At 61.8% G+C, this 19,750-nt stretch carries 23 protein-coding genes and 1 pseudogene; 15 read left to right on the top strand and 9 right to left on the bottom strand.

The window, feature by feature from the left end:
• The first annotated feature begins 103 nt into the window (after positions 1-103).
• Genes MPJ51_RS04370 through MPJ51_RS04360 form a run of 3 tightly spaced genes read left to right on the top strand, consistent with a single transcriptional unit; the run spans position 104 to position 2,126 of the window.
• Positions 104-307 (top strand): DUF2061 domain-containing protein, encoded by a 204-nt coding sequence (locus tag MPJ51_RS04370; protein WP_298382320.1) that lies wholly within the window; start codon positions 104-106, stop codon positions 305-307.
• Entirely contained in the window at positions 300-1,202 is a 903-nt protein-coding gene (locus MPJ51_RS04365; RefSeq protein ID WP_298382317.1) for a fatty acid desaturase, read from the top strand. The genes MPJ51_RS04370 and MPJ51_RS04365 overlap by 8 nt, the downstream gene beginning before the upstream one ends.
• 21 nt (positions 1,203-1,223) lie before the next feature.
• On the top strand, positions 1,224-2,126 hold the full coding sequence (locus MPJ51_RS04360) for a DMT family transporter (protein ID WP_298382315.1): 903 nt from the start codon (positions 1,224-1,226) through the stop codon (positions 2,124-2,126).
• 44 nt (positions 2,127-2,170) lie between these two features.
• Here the strand turns inward: MPJ51_RS04360 and MPJ51_RS04355 are convergent, their stop codons facing one another.
• The 3 genes from MPJ51_RS04355 to MPJ51_RS04345 form a co-directional block, all read right to left on the bottom strand.
• On the bottom strand, positions 2,171-3,520 hold the full coding sequence (locus MPJ51_RS04355; RefSeq protein WP_298382312.1) for a DEAD/DEAH box helicase: 1,350 nt from the start codon (positions 3,518-3,520) through the stop codon (positions 2,171-2,173).
• A gap of 261 nt (positions 3,521-3,781) precedes the next feature.
• Entirely contained in the window at positions 3,782-4,546 is a 765-nt protein-coding gene (locus MPJ51_RS04350) for a hypothetical protein (RefSeq protein WP_298382309.1), read from the bottom strand.
• 43 nt (positions 4,547-4,589) lie between these two features.
• Positions 4,590-6,197: a peptide chain release factor 3 gene (locus tag MPJ51_RS04345; RefSeq protein ID WP_298382306.1), complete on the bottom strand. Its 1,608-nt coding sequence runs from the start codon at positions 6,195-6,197 to the stop codon at positions 4,590-4,592.
• Between the two features lie 109 nt (positions 6,198-6,306).
• Here MPJ51_RS04345 and MPJ51_RS04340 point away from each other — a divergent pair, with 109 nt between their 5' ends.
• The 8 genes from MPJ51_RS04340 (at position 6,307) to MPJ51_RS04305 (ending at position 13,720) form a co-directional block, all read left to right on the top strand.
• On the top strand, positions 6,307-6,669 hold the full coding sequence (locus MPJ51_RS04340; RefSeq protein ID WP_298382302.1) for a SnoaL-like domain-containing protein: 363 nt from the start codon (positions 6,307-6,309) through the stop codon (positions 6,667-6,669).
• 71 nt (positions 6,670-6,740) lie between these two features.
• On the top strand, positions 6,741-7,520 hold the full coding sequence (locus MPJ51_RS04335) for an SDR family oxidoreductase (protein ID WP_298382299.1): 780 nt from the start codon (positions 6,741-6,743) through the stop codon (positions 7,518-7,520).
• Positions 7,521-7,522: 2 nt separating this feature from the next.
• Entirely contained in the window at positions 7,523-8,635 is a 1,113-nt protein-coding gene (locus tag MPJ51_RS04330; protein WP_298382296.1) for a hypothetical protein, read from the top strand.
• 95 nt (positions 8,636-8,730) lie between these two features.
• Entirely contained in the window at positions 8,731-9,777 is a 1,047-nt protein-coding gene (locus MPJ51_RS04325; protein ID WP_298382293.1) for a methyltransferase domain-containing protein, read from the top strand.
• Between the two features lie 82 nt (positions 9,778-9,859).
• Entirely contained in the window at positions 9,860-10,945 is a 1,086-nt protein-coding gene (locus MPJ51_RS04320) for an ABC transporter ATP-binding protein (RefSeq protein WP_298382290.1), read from the top strand.
• A 120-nt stretch (positions 10,946-11,065) separates the two neighbouring features.
• Entirely contained in the window at positions 11,066-11,848 is a 783-nt protein-coding gene (gene surE, locus MPJ51_RS04315) for a 5'/3'-nucleotidase SurE (RefSeq protein ID WP_298382287.1), read from the top strand.
• A complete protein-coding gene (locus MPJ51_RS04310) occupies positions 11,845-12,495 on the top strand; it encodes a protein-L-isoaspartate(D-aspartate) O-methyltransferase (RefSeq protein WP_298382282.1) in 651 nt (216 codons plus the stop codon). The genes surE and MPJ51_RS04310 overlap by 4 nt, the downstream gene beginning before the upstream one ends.
• A 61-nt stretch (positions 12,496-12,556) precedes the next feature.
• Positions 12,557-13,720, top strand: coding sequence for a peptidoglycan DD-metalloendopeptidase family protein (locus MPJ51_RS04305; RefSeq protein WP_298382279.1), 1,164 nt, complete (start codon positions 12,557-12,559; stop codon positions 13,718-13,720).
• A gap of 64 nt (positions 13,721-13,784) precedes the next feature.
• Here MPJ51_RS04305 and MPJ51_RS04300 read toward each other — a convergent pair whose 3' ends face one another.
• Positions 13,785-14,456: a YafY family protein gene (locus MPJ51_RS04300; protein ID WP_298382276.1), complete on the bottom strand. Its 672-nt coding sequence runs from the start codon at positions 14,454-14,456 to the stop codon at positions 13,785-13,787.
• A gap of 21 nt (positions 14,457-14,477) precedes the next feature.
• The gene (locus tag MPJ51_RS04295) at positions 14,478-14,783 is read right to left on the bottom strand and encodes a hypothetical protein (protein ID WP_298382273.1); all 306 of its coding nucleotides are present in this window, start codon (positions 14,781-14,783) and stop codon (positions 14,478-14,480) included.
• A gap of 221 nt (positions 14,784-15,004) precedes the next feature.
• On the opposite strand from MPJ51_RS04295, the gene MPJ51_RS04290 reads away from it, so the two are divergent.
• From MPJ51_RS04290 to MPJ51_RS04275, 4 genes are all read left to right on the top strand, one after another.
• Positions 15,005-15,220, top strand: a complete 216-nt coding sequence (locus MPJ51_RS04290) for a twin-arginine translocase TatA/TatE family subunit (RefSeq protein WP_298382271.1) — start codon at positions 15,005-15,007, stop codon at positions 15,218-15,220.
• Between the two features lie 6 nt (positions 15,221-15,226).
• Positions 15,227-15,685, top strand: coding sequence for a Sec-independent protein translocase protein TatB (tatB, locus tag MPJ51_RS04285; RefSeq protein WP_298382268.1), 459 nt, complete (start codon positions 15,227-15,229; stop codon positions 15,683-15,685).
• Positions 15,682-16,602 (top strand): twin-arginine translocase subunit TatC, encoded by a 921-nt coding sequence (locus MPJ51_RS04280; RefSeq protein ID WP_298382265.1) that lies wholly within the window; start codon positions 15,682-15,684, stop codon positions 16,600-16,602. The genes tatB and MPJ51_RS04280 overlap by 4 nt, the downstream gene beginning before the upstream one ends.
• Before the next feature lie 115 nt (positions 16,603-16,717).
• The gene (locus MPJ51_RS04275; protein WP_298382261.1) at positions 16,718-17,560 is read left to right on the top strand and encodes an ATP-binding protein; all 843 of its coding nucleotides are present in this window, start codon (positions 16,718-16,720) and stop codon (positions 17,558-17,560) included.
• Between the two features lie 167 nt (positions 17,561-17,727).
• Here the strand turns inward: MPJ51_RS04275 and MPJ51_RS04270 are convergent, their stop codons facing one another.
• From MPJ51_RS04270 to MPJ51_RS04255, 4 genes and pseudogenes are all read right to left on the bottom strand, one after another.
• Positions 17,728-18,063, bottom strand: coding sequence for a hypothetical protein (locus MPJ51_RS04270; RefSeq protein WP_298382258.1), 336 nt, complete (start codon positions 18,061-18,063; stop codon positions 17,728-17,730).
• Between the two features lie 77 nt (positions 18,064-18,140).
• A complete protein-coding gene (locus tag MPJ51_RS04265; protein ID WP_298382255.1) occupies positions 18,141-18,785 on the bottom strand; it encodes an SDR family NAD(P)-dependent oxidoreductase in 645 nt (214 codons plus the stop codon).
• Positions 18,786-18,827: 42 nt separating this feature from the next.
• Positions 18,828-19,076 carry a hypothetical protein gene (locus MPJ51_RS04260; RefSeq protein ID WP_298382252.1) on the bottom strand — a complete coding sequence of 83 codons (249 nt, stop codon included), beginning with the start codon at positions 19,074-19,076 and terminating at the stop codon, positions 18,828-18,830.
• A gap of 242 nt (positions 19,077-19,318) precedes the next feature.
• Positions 19,319-19,750, bottom strand: a pseudogene (locus MPJ51_RS04255) (amidophosphoribosyltransferase); the annotation flags it as partial.

Here is a 19,750-nt window from a genome sequence, read left to right as displayed (position 1 = left end):
GATAAATATCATGAATGTTGAATTTTGTTAATCATATTCAGAATACCCAGCAGGCGGCCCCAAGGGTAACGTTTTTGTCATAACAAAAAGAATGGGGTCCGGAATGGAAACGCGGCGAAGATCTGTCGTGAAAGCAATCATTTGGAATGCGATAGGGCTGGCGGTGATGACGCTGGTCGGCCTGATCGCCACAGGCTCGGCCGCGGTGGGCGGGGCGCTGGCTTTGGTCAACACCGCCATCGGCCTGACGATGTATGTGATATACGAACGCGTCTGGGCCGGCATCGCGTGGGGTCGCCATGGCTGAGCCGACGACACCCAAATCGCCCGAATGGGGCACCTTTGTCCTGATCCTTGCCTGCTATGTCGCCTGGCTGGCGGTCGCCTTCTGGTTGGCGGGCTGGTCTCTGTGGCTGGCCAGTCCAGCCATGGGCGTGGTTGCGGCAATGCATTCGTCGCTGACGCATGAGGCGCTGCATGGTCACCCGTTCCGCGCCCAATGGCTGAACGAGGCGTTGATGGCGCTGCCGCTGACCCTGTTCATCCCGTTCAACCGCTTTCGCGACCTGCATCTGGCCCATCATCAGGACGCGAACCTGACCGATCCCTATGACGATCCCGAGTCGAATTTTCTGGACCCGAAGGTCTGGAGCACTCTGTCCGGCTGGCAGAGGCGTTTTTATGCGGCGAACAACACGCTGCTGGGCCGGATGGTGCTGGGGCCTTTGATTGGGCAACTGGCTTTCATGCGTGATGAATGGCGCGGAGCCATACGTGGTGATCGGGCGATCCTGCTGGCCTGGGCGCTGCATTTGCCGGGTGTTGCGGCGGTGCTGTGGGTGGTGTCGCTGTCGCCCATGCCGATCTGGGCCTTCTGCCTGTCGGCCTATATCGGGTTGGGGCTGGTCAAGATACGCACCTTTCTGGAACACCGCGCGCATGAGAAATCCCGCGCCCGCACCGTGATCATCGAAGATCGCGGCCCGCTGGCGTTTCTGTTTCTGAACAACAACCTGCATGTGGTGCATCACATGAACCCCGCCGCGCCCTGGTACCGGCTGCCCGCGCTCTACCGTGCGGCGAAAGAGCGGTATCTGGCTTGCAACGAGGCCTACGTCTACCGCTCATACGGCCAGATTTTCCGCGCCCATCTGCTGCGCGCCAAGGACCCGGTGCCACATCCGCTCTGGCCAAAGTATTGATTTGAGGACAGAAGGGAAGCCATGAGTTTGTGGATTCCCGTCACCATCGCCGCCGCCTCGTTCCAGACAGTGCGGTTCATGCTGCAGAAATCGCTCAGCAGCGTGAAACTGTCCGCTGCTGGCGCGACCTTTGCCCGGTTTGCCTATTCCATGCCGCTGGCGGTGCTGGGTCTGGTTGGGGCGGTGCTGGCCACCGGGTTCAGCCTGCCGCCCCTGACCGGGTGGTTCTGGGTGTTTGCGATCATCGGCGGGACCACGCAAATTCTGGCGACGATCTTCGTGGTGGCCCTGTTCAAGCAGCGCAACTTTGCCGTCGGGATCACCTTCAAGAAAACCGAAGTCATCCAGACCGCCATTGTCGGCTTTCTGGTGCTGGGCGATCAGGTGTCATCGGGCGCGCTGGTTGCGATCATTCTGGGGCTTGTCGCCGTGCTGCTGCTGTCGAACAATTCCGGTGGCGAAGGGGGGTGGTGGAAACATCTGACGAATCCCGCCTCGCGTCTGGGGCTTGGTTCGGGTGTGCTGTTCGCGTTTTCTTCGGTCAGCTACCGGGGTGCCTCGCTGGAATTGGGGGACATTGACGCGTGGTTTCGTGCCTTGGTGACCCTGACGGTGGTGGTGTCGTTCCAGTTCCTCAGCATGGGTCTGTGGCTGCTGTGGCGCGACCGGGCCGAGCTGCGCGCCGTGTGGCAGACCCGCAGCACCGGGGTTTTTGTTGGCCTGACCAGCCTGTGCGGATCGTTCTGCTGGTTCTTTGCGTTCACCTTGCAGAACGCGGCCTATGTCAAGGCACTGGGGCAGGTCGAACTGATCCTAAGCCTGTGTGCCTCGATCCTGTTTTTCCGCGAGACGATCACCCGGCGCGAGATCGCCGGGATGGCCCTGCTGGGGATTTCGATTCTGGCGCTGGTGCTGACGATCTGACAGGCCGCCCGGGCGGCCCGTCGATGGCGCGGCGGCCTGCGGCCTTAACCTGCGCGGCGTTCGTCGAAGCTGAGCGCGATGAAGCTGGGCAGATGATCGCCCATGCCAACCACCGCAGGGCCGCTGTCGTCGCGACGACCCCGGCCACGGCCCTTGGGCTCACGCTCTTTCCTGCCTTCGCTGCGCTTGGGTTCAGAGGTTCTGGCCTTCTTCTCAGGCTTGGGCGTCTCGGGCTTCGGCTCGTCCTTGACCGGGTTGTCGATGCGCGGAATGTCCTTCTGGATCAGCTTTTCAATCGCATCCAGCGCCTTTTCATCGCGGCCCGAGCAGATGGTGATCGCCTTGCCCTCACGCCCGGCACGACCGGTGCGGCCGATGCGGTGGACGTAATCCTCGGCATGGCCGGGGACGTCGAAGTTGAACACATGGCTGACCGACGGGATATCCAGCCCCCGCGCCGCCACATCCGAGGCAACCAGCAGGCGCAGCGAGCCATCGCGGAACCCGTCCAGTGTTTTCATCCGCTGCGACTGGTCCAGATCGCCATGGATGGCGGCGGCATTGTAGCCGTATTTCTTCAGCGATTTCGCGCAGATATCCACATCGGTCTTGCGGTTGCAGAAGATGATGGCGTTGGTGCATTTATCACCTTCGGCGTCGATCAGCGCGCGCAGAACCTTGCGCTTGGCGCTGGCCTCACGGTCGCGACGACCGCCTTTGAACATCACCACGCCCTGTTCGATGGTCTCGGATGCGGTGGCCTGTCGGGCAACTTCGATCCGCGCCGGGGCGGAGAGGAATGTGTCGGTGATCCGCTCGATTTCCGAGGCCATAGTGGCAGAGAAGAACAGGGTCTGGCGGGTGAAGGGTGTCAGCGAGAAGATGCGTTCGATATCGGGGATGAACCCCATATCCAGCATCCGGTCGGCTTCGTCCACCACCATGATCTGCACGCCGGTCAGCAGCAGCTTGCCGCGTTCGAAATGGTCCAGCAGGCGGCCGGGTGTGGCGATCAGCACGTCGACGCCCCGGTCGATCAGCGCATCCTGTTCCTTGAAGCTGACACCGCCGATCAACAGCGCCTTGGTCAGTTTCAGGTGTTTGGAATAGGTGTCGAAGTTTTCAGCCACCTGCGCGGCCAGCTCCCGCGTCGGGCACAGCACCAGCGAGCGCGGCATGCGCGCCCGCGCACGGCCACGGGCCAGCAGGGTGATCATCGGCAGGGTGAAACTGGCGGTCTTGCCGGTACCGGTCTGGGCGATGCCCAGAACATCCTTGCCCTCAAGCGCAGGTGGAATCGCGCCTTCCTGGATCGGAGTGGGGGTTTCATATCCGGCTTCCTCAATGGCTTTGAGGACCTTCGGGTTCAGGTTCAGATCGGTAAATTTTGTCATGTATGTCCGGTTCATGCGGACACTTGACCTGGCCCGCGCGTCAAAATCATGCCGGGCCCGGATGGCCATGCGCACCATGCGCGTGTCGGCTGGGCGCGGACATAACAAAAACGTGGGACAGGGTCAAATGAAGACCTCTTAACCCGGCTCACAGAACCGGCAACAGTGAATTCGCGCAACAATTCAGGGGGTTCCGGGGAAGTGTTTCGCGATTCTTTGGCCGCGTGGCCCTTTGGGACGCAAAGGGCAGGACGCGGATGGTCACTCTTTTGCCGGGCCTTTGGGCCCGCGTTGCCCCTTATACCGTTGGAGTCGCCCAAATATGCTGCGCGGATCGCTCATGACCAGAGACAGCATCCGCACCCCCAGGGGGCGCAGAACGGGATCGGTTTCGGCATACCGCCAAAGCCGCGCCAGCAGGCTAAGGTCCAGATCCCCGGTACGAAGGGAATATGGCGCCATATCAAAGGCCAGAGGCACCTCGGCATGTGTGTTGCCGTCGATGGAAAATGCCTCGTCCCCCGGCTGCAGGGACACACGGCGCTCGCTGTCATGCAGCTTGATCAGATCGAACAGCAGATACAGGCCCTGTCCGCCAAGGCGCTGATCTGTTGTCTCGCCATGATCGGCAAACGTTGTTGCGCTGGAAATCAGCCAGCGGATGGGCAGGTCCTGTGCCAGCGTTGCGCCTTGTTCGGTCCAGATCCTCAGAAACAGCGCCCTTGCCGCCTGTGGGGCGGGCTTGCGACGCAGCAGCGCAATGCACATCGCGTGAACCAGATGCAATTGCGGTTGTCCCGCAAATGTCTGCTGCAGGGCGTGGTGTTTCCGACGCGCGTCCCGGCGGTTTTCAAAAACCACATCCGGATCAGGCGCTTCGACAAGCTGTTTGTTCAACGCCCCAAGGTCCACATCCGCAGGCGGCAGAACCTGTTCGGGATCAAGATATTGCACCTCCTGACGTTCCAGGTGGCGCATCACGGTGTAAAACCCGCCGGGATAGTTTTCCTTGTCGAGATCGATCATGCGCCGAGACTACATGTGCGGGCTGTCAGGAAACAAGGCGGGTTCAGACCATCATCTCTTTCGTCGCGGTCAGGTTCAGCGCCGGATAGTCGCGGACCACCCGGTCGATATCCCATTGCAGACGGGTCAGATAGACGATGTCGCCGTCATGATCATGGGCGATATGCTGCTTGTTGGCGTTGACGAATTTCTCAACCTCGGGCTTGTCGCCGCTGACCCAGCGGGCCGAGGTGAACTGCGATGCCTCAAACCGCACGGGCAGGCCGTATTCCATCTCAATCCGGCTGGCGAGCACCTCGAATTGCAGCGCGCCCACGACGCCGACGATAAAGCCCGACCCGATCGAGGGTTTGAAGACCTTGGCCGCGCCTTCCTCGGCGAACTGCATCAGGGCCTTTTCCAGATGCTTGGCTTTCATCGGATCGCCCGCACGCACACCTTGCAGCAGTTCCGGCGCGAAAGAGGGGATGCCGGTCACGCGCAGTGCCTCGCCCTCGGTCAGGGTGTCACCGATGCGCAACTGGCCGTGGTTGGGGATGCCGATGATGTCACCGGCCCAGGCTTCCTCGGCCAGTTCCCGATCCGAGGCCAGAAACAGCACCGGGTTCGAGATTGCCATCGGCTTTTTCGACCGCACATGGGTCAGCTTCATGCCGCGCTTGAAATGGCCCGAGGCCATACGCACAAACGCCACCCGGTCGCGGTGTTTGGGGTCCATGTTGGCCTGCACCTTGAAAACAAAGCCTGCGACCTTCTTTTCCTCCGGTGCGATCTGGCGGGGTTGCGCCGATTGCACCTGCGGCTGCGGGCCATAGGCGCCGATGCCCTCCATCAATTCCTTAACGCCGAAGGAGTTGATGGCCGAGCCGAACCAGATCGGGGTCATGTGCCCCTCAAGCACTGCCTGCGGGTCCAGCGCGGGCAGCAATTCGCGCGCCATCTCGACCTCTTCCAGCAGCTTGTCCAGCAGTTCGGCGGGAATGTGTTCCGCCAGTTTCGGATCGTCCAGACCGTCAATCTGAATGCTCTCAGCCACTTTGTTGCGGTCGGCGCGGTCCATCAGTTCCAACCGGTCGCGCAGCATGTCATAGCAGCCGATGAAATCGCGACCCACACCGATGGGCCACGCGGCGGGCGTGACGTCGATCGCCAGCATCTCCTGAATTTCGTCGATGATCTCGAACGTATCGCGGCTTTCGCGGTCCATCTTGTTACAGAAGGTCAGGATCGGTAGATCGCGCAGGCGGCAGACCTCGAACAGTTTCTGCGTCTGGCTTTCCACACCCTTTGCGCCGTCGATCACCATCACGGCGGCATCCACGGCGGTCAGTGTGCGATAGGTATCTTCCGAGAAATCGCTGTGACCGGGCGTGTCCACCAGATTGAACCGGAAGTTCCCGTAATCAAACGACATCGCCGAGGCGGACACCGAGATGCCCCGATCCTTCTCCATCTGCATGAAGTCCGACCTTGTGCGCCGCGCCTCACCCTTGGCGCGCACCTGACCGGCCATCTGGATCGCGCCCCCATACAGCAGGAACTTTTCCGTCAGGGTCGTCTTGCCCGCATCGGGGTGCGAGATGATGGCGAATGTGCGCCGCCGGGCGATCTCGGGCGGCAATACGGGCTGGTTGGTGGCGGTATCAAGCATAAGCGCGCGTATAGGCGGGGAATCCTGCCGAGGCAAGACAAAGGGGCTGGTTCGAATCGGGTGGGTATGGCAATAAGAACAAATAGTGAACAAATGATGGAGAGGTGAGATGAATTTAAAGCAAATCGCAACGGAACTGGTCGCCGGATGCCGTGAGAACCGCGCAAAAGAGAATTTGGGCAAACTGTATGCGTCCGACGCCGTTTCGGTCGAAGCGGCGGATGCGATGGGCATGGGGCGCGAAACCCATGGCGTCGATGCCATCCGTGGCAAGCACGACTGGTGGGAAGGCGCGCATGAGGTCTCAGGCGCGTCGGTCAGCGACCCTTACCTCCATGGCGACGACCGCTTTGCCGTGATCTTCGAAGTGCAGGGTAAGGTGAAGGACAGCGGCGAAGCCTTTGATATGAAAGAGGTTGCGATTTATCACGTCGCCGATGGCAAGATCGTGCGGGAAGAGTTCTTTTACTGAGCGGTCAAAGCCCTTCTGGTCTTCTTTGTCGGGCCGGTGCTAGACCTGTGGCAAAGACAGGGAGGATCAGAATGGATCTTGGAATTCGTGGTAAACGCGCGCTGGTCTGTGCCAGCAGCAAGGGCTTGGGTCTGGGCTGTGCTGAAGCCTTGGCCGAGGCTGGTGTCGATCTGGTAATGAACGCACGCGGGGCCGAGGCTTTGGAGGCTGAAGCCGCGCGTTTGCGGGCCGAGTACGGTGTCGATGTGCAGACCGTGGCCTGTGACGTGACCTCGCCTGAAGGTCAGGGGCAGGTGATCGACGCCGCGCAGGGTGTTGATATCCTTGTGACAAATGCGGGCGGGCCGCCGCCGGGCCTGTGGTCGGACTGGGATCGGGATGATTTCGTCAAGGCGCTGGACGCCAATATGCTGACACCGATTGCGCTGATGAAGGCGCTGCTGCCGGGGATGATGGACAAGGGCTGGGGCCGGGTGGTCAACATCACCTCGCAATCCGTCCGGGCGCCGATTCCCGCTTTGGGCCTGTCGAACGCGGCGCGCACCGGGTTGACCGGCTATGTCGCGGGCACCGCGCGTCAGGTGGCGCCGCAGGGGGTGACGATCAACAACCTGCTGCCCGGGATTCACGCGACGGACCGCGCGGTTTCTCTGGATACCGGCGTGTCCACGCAAAAGGGGATTTCGCTGGACGAAGCCCGCGCCCAACGCGAGGCCACGATCCCCGTGCGCCGCTATGGCACGCGGCAGGAATTCGGCGCGGCTTGTGCGTTTTTGTGCTCGCAACATGCCGGGTTCATTGTCGGGCAGAACATCCTGCTGGACGGTGGCGGCACCAATCTGACGATGTGACGATGGCGCAAGGGTTTTCGCTGAAAGATCAACTGTTCAACGCGGAAAAGACGCGGTACCTCAGCGGCTTGTTTGCTGATATTGAACCAGCATTCGACGGCGCGGCGTTTCAGGATGCGGTGCTGTCGCGCCTGCCAGAGCTTGAGCTGAAAGAGCGGATGGCCTGGATCGCCGAGTGCCTGCAACAGGTGCTGCCGGGCGATCTTCCCGCCGTTGCGCCGGTGATCCTGCAAGCTCTGCCGCCGCCGCTGAACCCGGACAAGACGGATGACGATTTCGGCGATTTCATCTTTGCGCCGTTGGGGGAATGGGTCGTGGCGGTTGGTCTGGATCACCCGGACCTGGCGCTGGACGTGCTGGCGGAACTGACCCAAAGGTTTTCGATGGAATGGGCGGTCCGCCCGTTTCTGAACACGCATCCCGATCTGGTCATGGCACGGATGCAGGACTGGTGCGGCCATTCCAGTTATCACGTGCGTCGTCTGGTCAGCGAAGGCACGCGCCCGCGCTTGCCATGGGGGCAGGCGGTCGGGTTGGCGCTGTCCGACCCGCTGCCGCTGCTGGATCGACTGCAGGGGGACCCGACGCGCTATGTGACACGCTCGGTGGCGAACCATCTGAACGATATCACCAAGAAAGAACCTGATCTGGTTCTGGATCGATTGCAGGCGTGGGAAAAATCCGGCCAGCAGAAGGCGGAGGAATTGCGCTGGATGACCGGCCACGCCCTGCGAGGGTTGGTGAAATCGGGCCATCCACGCGCGATGAAGGTGCTTGGGTTCGATCCCGACGCCGATATCAAGGCCGAGGTTCAGGTGACCACGCCCGCCCGGATTGGTGAGGCACTAGAGTTCGAGATTGCCCTGACCGGTTCTGATGATCAACCTGTTCTGGTCGATTATATCATTCACTTTCAACGCCCTGGCGGCAAAGTCTCACCCAAAGTGCATAAGCTGAAACAGACGGCATTGAAGGATGGCAAGCTGGGGCTCAGCAAAACGCACAAGCTGAAAGGCAACGCCACCACCTTTCAACTGGTGCCCGGTCCGCATCGGTTGGAGGTTCAGGTGAATGGCCGCGTCTGCGCCGGGGTGGATTTCGACCTGCTGGGCTAGGTGTTTCACGGTTTTGTCAGAATATCCCTGCGGGATTGCGTCCCCGCTGATCGCACATTAGCTGGATACGGATCATAGACAGAAGGGTTGCCGGGATGAAGCATGAGGCGGTGCAGAACTATTATGGCGAGGTGCTGCAGGGCAGTGCGGATTTGCAGACAAATGCCTGCTGCACGCCCGATGACATGCCGGATCACCTCAAGGCGATTCTGTCGCAAATTCATGATGATGTGCTGACCCGTTACTATGGCTGCGGGCTGATCGCGCCGCTGGATTTGGAAGGCATGCATATCCTCGATCTGGGCTGCGGTGCCGGGCGCGACGTTTACGCCTTGTCGGCGATGGTCGGCGAAAAGGGCCGTGTCGTTGGTGTGGACATGACGCCTGCGCAGCTGGATGTGGCCCGCGCGCATCAGGACTATCACGCGCAAGCCTTTGGCCATTCGGCCAGCAATGTGGAATTCCACCACGGCTATATCGAAAAGCTGGACGAGCTTGATCTGGAGCCCGGCAGCTTTGACATCATCGTCTCGAACTGCGTGATCAATCTGGCCACCGACAAGGCGGCGGTGCTGCGTGGCGCGCATCGGCTGTTGAAAGAGGGGGGCGAGATGTATTTCTCGGACGTCTATGCCGACCGCCGGGTGCCCAAGGCGATGGCCGAGGATGAGGTGTTGTATGGCGAATGCCTCTCGGGTGCGCTCTATTGGAATGATTTCCTGTCTCTGTCCCGCGCCGCCGGGTTCGGCGATCCGCGCCGGGTGACGCATCGCCCGCTGACCATCGAAAACCCGGTGCTCGAGGAACGTGTCGCGCCGCTGAATTTCCTGTCGGCCACCTACAGGTTGTTCAAACTGCCCGCGCTGGAACCGGCCTGTGAGGAATACGGGCAGGCGGTGATCTACAAGGGCACCGTGCCCCATGCGCCGCATGAATTTGTGCTGGACGATCATCATGTTATCGAAACCGGCAAGGTCTTTCCGGTTTGCGGCAACACATGGATGATGCTGCAGGACACGCGCTTTGCCCGGCATTTCGACTTTATCGGCGATTTCTCGACCCATTATGGGATTTTTGCGGGCTGCGGCGGCGAAAGCCCGTTTGAGGCCAAAGGCGAAGCACCCTCCGGCGGTTGCTGCTGATCGCTTGCGTCCTGCGGGTGGGGTTGTTATCCCCGCCCAAGGCCCGACGGGCCGGATCGGGTCAGGCAATGGGGTCCCATCGGTGACAGGCAACGCGACACCTCCGCGTCTTGAAATTCGCAATCTTGTCGCCCGGTTCGACGGGCGGACCGTTGTGGACAATGTCTCACTGACCGTGCAGGCGGGGCAGGTGACCTGTCTGCTGGGGCCGTCGGGCTGCGGCAAATCCACCACCCTGCGGATGATCGCAGGGGTCGAGATGCAAAGCGCCGGTGAGATCTATGTCGATGGCAAGCTGATCTGCGACACGGTGTTCCGTGTGCCGCCTGAGCGGCGTGAGATCGGCCTGATGTTTCAGGATTTCGCCCTGTTCCCGCATCTGAGCGTGGCCGACAACGTTGCCTTTGGCCTGAAAGGCCGCAAGGACGAAAAGCGTGCCCGGGTCGAGGAGCTGCTGACCAAGGTCGATCTGCTGCGCTTTATCGACGGCTTCCCGCATCATCTGTCGGGGGGTGAGCAGCAGCGTGTGGCGCTGGCCCGTGCGTTGGCGCCGCGCCCCCGGATCATGCTGATGGATGAGCCGTTCTCGGGCCTCGACAACCGGTTACGCGACGGTATCCGGGATGAAACGCTGGCGATCCTGAAAGAGGAAGACGCCGCCGTTCTGCTGGTCACGCATGAGCCGGAAGAGGCGATGCGCATGGCCGATGAGATCGCCCTGATGCGGCGCGGCAAGATCGTGCAGCAGGGGGCGCCTTACAACGTCTATACCCGTCCGGTGGACAAGGCGGCCGTGGCGTTTTTCAGCGATGTCAACATCTTGCCCGCGCAAGTGAATGGCGCTTTGGCGCAAACGCCGTTCGGGCAGTTCCTTGCGCCGGGTGTGCCCGATGGTACGGATGTGGAAATCGTTTTCCGCCCGCAGCATGTGCGGCTGGATTTCGACCGTAATGGCAAGGGGCCTGCGCCCACGCCCACCGACGGCGTCGCGGCGCGCGGTGTGGTCGAACGGGCGCGGTTTCTGGGCAATGAAAGCCTGGTCGAGTTCCGCATGGATCATGACGGCTCGATCCTGAAAGCGACGGTGCCGAATGTGTTTGTGCCGCAGCCGGGGCGGGTCATGTGGCTGACCGTGCGCCGCGACCGGTGCTTTGTCTTTCCGGTCTGAGGCACGAAACCCACAGTTTCTGGCCAAGTGGTGCGCGAATGCCGCAGATTGCGCGCGCGCGTCGCTTGCCGCAGCGCAGGGGCGGGTCTATCAAGGGCGAAAGACAGGGGTGGACCGGGCATGCGCATTCTTCTGACAAATGATGACGGCATCAACGCGCCGGGGCTGATCACGCTTGAGGGCATCGCCCGCGATTTGGCGGGGCCAGAGGGCGAGGTCTGGGTGGTCGCCCCAGCGTTCGAACAATCCGGCGTCGGTCATTGCATCAGCTACACCCATCCGATGATGCTGGCCAAACTGGGCGAACAACGCTTTGCCGCCGAAGGCTCGCCCGCCGATTGCGTGCTGGCGGGGCTGCACGACGTGATGAAGGACGCGCGCCCCGATCTGGTGTTGTCGGGGGTGAACCGGGGCAACAACTCGGCCGAAAACACGCTCTATTCCGGGACCGTGGGCGGCGCGATGGAGGCCGCGTTGCAAGGCATTCCGGCCATCGCGCTGTCGCAATATTTCGGACCACGCAATCTGGGGCTTGAGGACCCGTTTGAGGCTGCCGCCAAATACGGTGCCGATCTGGTGCGCCGTATTCTGGAGGCCGCGCCCGCAGAGTCCGGCGATTACCGCCTGTTCTACAACGTGAATTTCCCACCCGTCCCGGCGGATGAGGTGTTGGGCACCCGCATCGCGCCACAGGGTTTTCGCCGCGACACGCATTTCTCGGTCGAACCGCACAGCTCGCCCTCGGGGCGGCGGTTCCTGTGGATCAAGGGGGGGTATCAGCACAACCCAACGGCGCGGGGCACGGATGCGGCGCTGAACCTTGAAGGCTATATCTCGGTCACGCCGATGCGCGCGGATCTGACGGCGCATGACGTGTTGGAGGCGCTGAAGACAATCGAATGAGCGGACTGACCCCGGAAACCACCATGCAATTCCTGTTCGCTCTGCGCTCGCGCGGGGTAACGGACGCGCGCGTGCTGGCGGCGATGGAGCAGATTGACCGGGGTCTGTTCGTCAAGGGCCTGTTTGCCGAACGCGCCTATGAGGATACGCCGCTGCCGATTGCCTGCGGGCAGACGATCAGCCAACCCTCGGTCGTGGGGCTGATGACGCAGGCGTTGCAGGTGCGGTCGCGGGATACGGTGTTGGAGATCGGCACCGGCTCGGGCTATCAGGCGGCGATCCTGTCCAAGCTGGCGCGCCGGGTCTATACGGTAGAGCGTCACAAGCGGCTGGTGCAGGAAACCGGTCAGCTGTTTCGACAGATGGGGCTGACCAATGTGACCGCGATGCTGTCGGATGGCTCGTTCGGGCTGCCTGAACAAGCGCCGTTCGACCGGATCATCGTGACGGCAGCGGCAGAAGATCCGCCCGGCCCGCTCTTGGCGCAGCTCAAAATCGGCGGTATCATGGTGTTGCCCGTAGGACAGTCGGACGCGGTGCAGACCCTGATCCGGGTCACGCGCACCGAGGACGGTCTGGACTATGACGAATTGTTGCCCGTTCGTTTCGTGCCCCTGCTGGAGGGGCTTGGGAAGGACGGGGCTTAAACGCATTATGCAGGATGCGCCGGAACCCCGGAAAACAGGGGCAGGTGTTGAGGACAAAGAGATGAGAGCAGTTTCCAAATCAGCCATGCGTCGTTGTTCGACGGCTCTGGTTGCCGTTGTGGTTCTGGCCGGGTGCGAAGGCCCGTTCGATTATGATCTGCGCGGCAATGTCGGCGGCTTTTCCACTGCCGACGCGGCGCAGGCCGCCACCGCGGACCGCCCGACGCCGGATGCGCGCGGGGTGATCACCTATCCGAACTATCAGGTCGCCGTGGCACGCGGCGGGGACACCGTGGGTTCGGTAGCGACCCGTGTTGGCCTGCCGGTGGCGGAACTGGCCCGGTTCAACGGATTGCAGCCCAATGCCTCGCTGCGTGGCGGTGAGGTTCTGGCCCTGCCACGCTCGGTCGGGGCAAGCACTGGTGGTGTAGACATCGCCACCATTGCGGGCACCGCGATTGATGAGGCGCCGTCGAACGGATCGGTGCGCACCACCACGCTGCAACCGGCACAGCCCGCACCCGCACCCGCGCCGGTGGCTGCGGGGCCCGAACCGATACGCCACAAGGTCAAACGGGGCGAGACGGCCTATACCATCTCGCGCCTCTATCAGGTGTCGGTCGAATCGCTGGCCGAATGGAACGGGCTGGGTCCGGATTTCACCGTGCGCGAGGACCAGTATCTGCTGATCCCGGTCAAGGACCAACCGGCACCTAGGGCCACGACTCCGGTCGTGGCGACGAACGTGACGGAACCGGGGCAGGGCTCGCCCACCCCGACACCGCCAAGCGCGACGCAGCCCTTGCCGGATGAAAAGGTCGAACCCGCGGTTGAGGCCCCCGATGTGACGGCCGATGCACCGACCAATAGCGGGTCTTCGGCGCTGGGGTTCCCGGTGACAGGCCGGATTGTGCGCACCTATGACAAGGGGCGTAACGAAGGCATCGACATCGCCGCCGCGCCGGGCACCGCCGTCAAGGCCGCCGAGGCGGGAACCGTGGCCGCGATCACCGCAGATGCAGATCAGGTGCCGATCATTGTGGTCAAGCACAACAATGATTTGTTGACCGTCTACGCCAATGTGCAGGATATCACGGTCAAAAAAGGCGACCGGGTGCGGCGCGGGCAGCAGATCGCGGCGTTGCGGGACGGGGACAACGCTTATGTGCATTTCGAGGTGCGCAAGGGGTTCGAATCCGTCGATCCCGAGCCGTATTTGCAGTGAGGGTGAATGGCCCGTTCCGGGCCATGCCTCCGGCGGGGATATTTTTGGCCAGATGAAGGGCGGATCAGCTGTGCGGGTCGTAATCGCTGAGCCGTTTGCCGGGCTCGTCGGTGAAGAGTTCGGGTAGAGGGGTGACCGCTTCGATCAGGTCGATGCGGAAGACACGGAAGCCCGCGCGCAGCTCGCACCAGGCGGTCAGGGTCCAGACGCGGCCCCAATATTCCATGTGCAACGGGCGGATGGTGCGGTTGGTCAGGGTGCCGTCGATGCGGCGATAGGCGAGGTGCAGTTTCTGGCGCGATTTGATGGCGGCGCGGATCGGGGCCATATGGGCCAGCCCGCGCGCGGCATCGGCAAAGGGGTAGACGGCGAATTTCCAGGCCTCGGCCTCGGCCACTACCTGTGTCGGCAGCACGGCGTCGATCTTGTCGGCCAGCGATTCGGCGGCGGATTTGAGGTCGGGGTCGGCGGCCTCGGCCACGATGGCCATGCCGAGATTCAGCGCTTCGAGTTCGGCGGGGGTCAGGTTCAGCGGCGGCAGGGTGATCTGTTCACGCACCATGTAACCCACGCCGCGTTCGCCCTCGACCGGGACGCCCGAGGCCACCAGCGTGTCCATGTCGCGATAGATCGTGCGCACCGACACTTCGAGCCGGTCCGCGATGTCCTGCGCGCGGTGCAGTTTGCCGTCGCGCAGGATCTGGATGATGTCGAACAGGCGGTCAGTGCGGCGCATGACGGTCTGTCCAGGGTGGGGTTATGTGGTCATGGTCCATTGTACATGCTCGTGCCGCATCTGGACGCTGTCAGGGTTGATCGCGGCCATCATCGCCGGGGCGAAATCCTGCTGCGGGAATTGCGCGGCGGCCTCTTGCGCCGCCTTCATATCGGTCCAGACCACGTAATCGGTCCAGCGCCCGTCGTCGCCCTGGCTTAGCTGCCGGTGTGCAAAGCCGGGGGCGGCGCGGACAAAGCCCTCGGACGTCTGGCTGAGTTTCACGAAGTCATCTGCTGAGGTGCCCGGGGTCAGCGTGAACGTGACGATTTCTGCGACATGGGTCATTGGGATCTTCTTTCCTATTGGGTTTCGATGCCCGTTTTGTAATCGTCTTCAACTGACATAAACCTGTCAGTTGAAAAAAGCGAGTCCCCGGAAACGGGCAATTGCGGTGAAATTTGATCGCCAATTTGATCTGCATCTCTTTTGCTGATGCCCGCACAGGCGTAAACACGGGGCGAAATCACATTCCCGGTGCCCTGCGCCGGTGTAGAAGGAGAGAAGACATGCTCAACAATATCGGCCTTCCCGGTCTGCTGCTGATCGCCGTTGTGGTGCTGGTGCTGTTTGGCCGCGGCAAGATCAGCTCGCTCATGGGCGAAGTGGGCAAGGGCATCACCTCGTTCAAGAAAGGCGTCAAGGAAGGCGCGGACGAGTTGGAGCAGGACGCCGCCGAAGTGGCCAAGGACGTCACCCCCGAGACCGACAAAGACAAGGTCTAAGCGGATATGTTTGATCTGGGCTTGACCGAGCTTCTGGTCATCGGCGTTGTTGCCCTGATCGTTGTGGGGCCCAAGGACCTGCCGGTGCTGTTCCGCAATGTCGGCCGTTGGGTCGGCAAGGCCCGCGGTATGGCGCGCGAGTTCAGCAATGCGATGAACGAAGCCGCTGACGAGGCCGGGGTGAATGAGATCAAGAAGGGCCTGAACGCGGCTGCGAACCCCGTCAACACGGCGATGGACGGGGTCAAGCAGGCGGCGCAGGACATGGCCAAAAGCATCGACCCCACCAAGTTCGATCCCGACAGCGAGACCGGCAAGCTGGCCGCTGAACGGGCCGAGCAGGCCAAGAAGATTCAGGCCACCACCGCCCGCGCCGCAGCCGAGCGCAAGGCCAAGGAAGCCGCCGACGCGTTGGCCAAGGCCGAAGAGGCCGAGGCCGCGTTGAACACTGAAAGCAAGACATGACCAAGACCGACGAGATCGAGGACAGCTCGGCCCCATTGATCGAGCATCTGGCAGAGCTGCGCACGCGTCTGATCCGCTCGGTGATCGCGTTCATCATCGGCATCGTCGTGGCCTTTGCCGTGGCCGAGCCGATCCTGCAGTTTCTGCTGCAACCGATTGAAGCCACCTTGCGCGAGTTGGGAGACCCTTCGCCGACGCTGCAATATACTTCGCCGCAGGAATATCTGTTTACGCTGTTCCGGATCTCCATGGTCTTTGGCTTTGCGCTGGCTTTTCCGGTGATCTCGTACCAGCTGTGGCGCTTTGTGGCACCGGGGCTCTATCGATCTGAGAAGGGGGCGTTTCTGCCGTTCCTGATCGCATCGCCCTTTATGTTCCTGCTGGGGGCTGCCTTTGCGCAATTCGTGGTCACCCCGCTGGCCATGCAGTTCTTCCTGGGGTTTGCCGATGTCAGCTCGATCTTCGCCAATCTGCTGTCCCCGGCCCCCGGAGACGTGCCCGAAGAGGTTGTAGTGGTGCCAGAGACGGCCGATGGGGTGAAGATCACCTTCTTCGGCAAGGTCAATGAATCGCTGGACATCACGCTGAAATTCATCCTCGCCTTTGGCCTGTGTTTCCAACTTCCCGTTCTGCTGACGCTGATGGGCAAGGCCGGTCTGGTCAGTGCCGAGGGGCTGGGCGCCGTGCGCAAATATGCAATGATCGGCATTCTGGTTCTGGCCGCGCTGGTCACGCCGCCGGATGTGATCACCCAGCTGATCCTGTTCACCGTGGTCTATGGCCTCTACGAGGTGTCGATCTTCCTCGTCGCCCGGGTCGAGAGAAAGCGCGAGGCGCAACTGCGGGCCGACGGCTATTACGATGATGAAGAGGCCGAGGCCGATGCCGAGATGATGCAGGACGAAGACAGCAAGTAACCTGCCAAACCAAACGGATCAGGCGCGCCCCAACCGGCGCGCCTTTTTCTTATCCAACCCTTGTTGCGCGGGATGGAACATGCTTGAACCACTCGGGCAAGGACCGGAGGAGCCGATGGACGACCAAGCCCTGAACCGTATCGCCGACGCGCTGGATCGCATGGCACCCGCACCTCTGGCTGCCCCGGATTTTGCTTCGGCCCCTGCCTTTGTCTGGCAAGTCGAACCCGACCGGCTGGAACCGGTGGCACAGGTCAACCGGGTCGATCTGGACCTGCTGGTCGGCATCAACCGCTCGCGCGATACGCTGCTGGACAACACGCGCCGCTTTGCTGCCGGGTTCAAGGCCAATAACGCGCTGCTCTGGGGCGCGCGGGGGATGGGCAAGTCCAGCCTCGTCAAGGCCGTACATGGCACCCTGCAGGCCGATCACCCGGACCTGAAACTGGTAGAACTGCAACGCGAAGACATGGCCTCGGTCGCCCGCCTGCTGAACCACCTGCGCGCCGCGCCGCACCGGTTCATCCTGTTCTGCGACGACCTGTCGTTCAGCCATGATGACCAGCATTACAAATCGCTCAAGGCGGTGCTGGATGGCGGTATCGAAGGTCGCCCTGAAAACGTGGTGTTCTACGCCACCTCGAACCGCCGCCACCTGATGCCGCGCGACATGATCGAAAACGAACGCTCCAGCGCCATCAACCCGTCCGAGGCGGTCGAGGAAAAGGTGTCACTCTCCGACCGCTTCGGCCTGTGGCTGGGCTTCCACCCCTGCGATCAGGACGAATATCTGGCTATGATCGACCGCTACTGCGCCGCCTATAACGTCGCCGTCGACCCCGAAACCCTGCGGGCCGAGGCGATCGAATGGCAAGCCACCCGCGGCGCACGCTCTGGCCGCGTCGCCTGGCAGTTCTTCGTCGACCTCGCCGGGCGCAACGGCGTCCACATCACGTAACCCGCCCGCTTCATCTGGCCAAAAATATCCCCGCCGGAGGCATGGCCCGCCAAGGGCCATTCCTAAAGCAGCGCCAAAATCCGCGCCGCCCCATCCGCAGTGGGCGTCCACGTCTTACGATCCCCGTCAGAGTAAGCCTCCTGCAATCCTCAACCGGTCTAGGATAGCTATTGTATCTTGCGCAAATTGGATTTGCCTTTGACGGAGGATGATTTGAAAAAAACTTGCGTGCCATTTTTGTTAATCTCCCAATACCCTCTGACGTCTCGTCTGTATTCTTTGAAAGATGCACGCCAGCCCCGTTTTGATGGCTTCAACTCCAATATGTGGGACTGGCTGGTTTCCAGCACTGCCATGCGGGTGCAGTCCAGATCAAAGGCCAAATGACCCCTGAAAAACTCATTGAAGCGATACGCGTAAACATAACCGGCCATCGGACAATCTGCGGCATTGGCCGGGTTGATGGCAAGAACTGAAAGGAACAGAACAAGGCGAAAATTCATGTGCTAAGCCTCAGAGAATACGATATTATTTTCTCTCTGAGCCTTAGCCAAGTGTGCTGGATTGGTGAAGTGAAAAATCAGAGGCTGCTTAGAATTCTGATTGCTTCATCTGCAGTGGGCGTCAAAGCCTCGCGATCCTCACCGGGGTGGAACCGCGCGCGGACGGCTGTGGGCATCGGGGCCGGTTCCACAATCGACACGCGGGGACCGGTGCGCTCAGCCTCGTTTGCCCAGCTGCGGGCCAGGGCCATCTGCGCCGCCTTGGTGGCGCCATAGATGCCATAGAATTTCTCGCCCGCTTTGGGGTCGTCAAAGAACACCGCATGACCTGTCTCACCCAGCAACGGCGCGACATAGGGGATCAGGACCGAGGTCGCGGTGGCATTGATCCCCACGGCCTTGCCCCATTCCTTGGGATCGACAAAATGCGCGGGTGTCAGGGCCGAGGTGTGGATGGCCGTGTGCAGCCACAGATCAACCTTGCCCCAGCGGTCATGGATGCCCCGGCACAGGGTGGCCATGGCGTCGGGCACGGTGATGTCCATCGGGGCCAAGGTGGCGGAACCGCCTTTGGCCTGAATACGGTCGTCCAGCTCTTCCAGCCCGCCGGTGGTGCGGGCGACAGCGACGATGTGATACTCGGGCGCCAGCGCTTCGGCCAGGGCCGCGCCCAAGCCGCGAGAGGCCCCGGTGATGAGGGCGATTTTGGTCTGATCGGTCATGACTGGGGTTTGAACCCCTGCGCGCGGGGCGTCAAGATGGGATCAACTGCCGGGGATGACGATCCGCTTGGTCTGGCCGCTTTGTCGCAGCATGATGCCGTCTTCATCAATGGCCACCACCGTGCCCGAGGCGACGCGGCTGCCCGGTTTGACCTCTTTCACCCGTCCCGAAGACAGGCGCATCAATGCGCGCAGCTCGGCCTTGGGGCCAAAGATACCCAGAACCGCAACCGAGTTTTTCTTCAGCGCACCCTTCTGGGTGGCCGCAGTCTTGACCGTGGAATTTGCCATGAACCGTGGACCGGAACGATGCCCGGCCCCTTTTTTCGTGAGTGGTAACGGCGTCCGGATAGCAAAGCGGGCAGGGGAACAAAAGCCAACCCACCTCAAGCCAGATCACTGCGGCGTGAGCGTCCGGCGAAGCCGTTGCAATCGCGTCGGGTTCATCGGCGGGTTGTAGGCGGGTTTCCACCCATGGCTGGGGCGCATCAGCACAGAGGCCCCGCCAAACCGATTCGCCGCGCCCGAACCCGTCAGCCCGAGGCCAGCTTGGCCGCGTTCCACGACCCGCCCGGCACCTGCATGTCCTCGCGCTTTTTGCTGACGCGGCTGCTGTTTTCCAGACTGTCCAGATAATCTGCACTGACGCTGCCGGTGATGTAATTGCCGTCAAAGCAGGAACAATCAAACGAGTCTATCTCGGGGTTGCCTTCCTTGGCAGCCCAGATCAGATCGTCGAGATTCTGATAGAACAGCGCGTCGGCGCCCAGTTCCTGCCGGATCTCTTCGATCTCTTTGCCATTGGCGACCAGTTCATGCTTGGTCGGCATGTCGATACCATAGACGTTGGGGTACTTCACCGGCGGAGAGGCACTGGCGATATAGACCTTGTTCGCACCGGCCTCGCGGCACATCTGCACGATCTTCTTGATCGTGTTGCCGCGCACGATGGAATCGTCAATCAG

The sequence above is a fragment of the Ruegeria sp. genome, assembly GCF_028066395.1.
Lineage (GTDB): Bacteria > Pseudomonadota > Alphaproteobacteria > Rhodobacterales > Rhodobacteraceae > Ruegeria.
The sequence above is the reverse complement of the archived record's forward strand: the minus strand, read 5'-3'. Positions and strand labels throughout refer to the sequence as shown.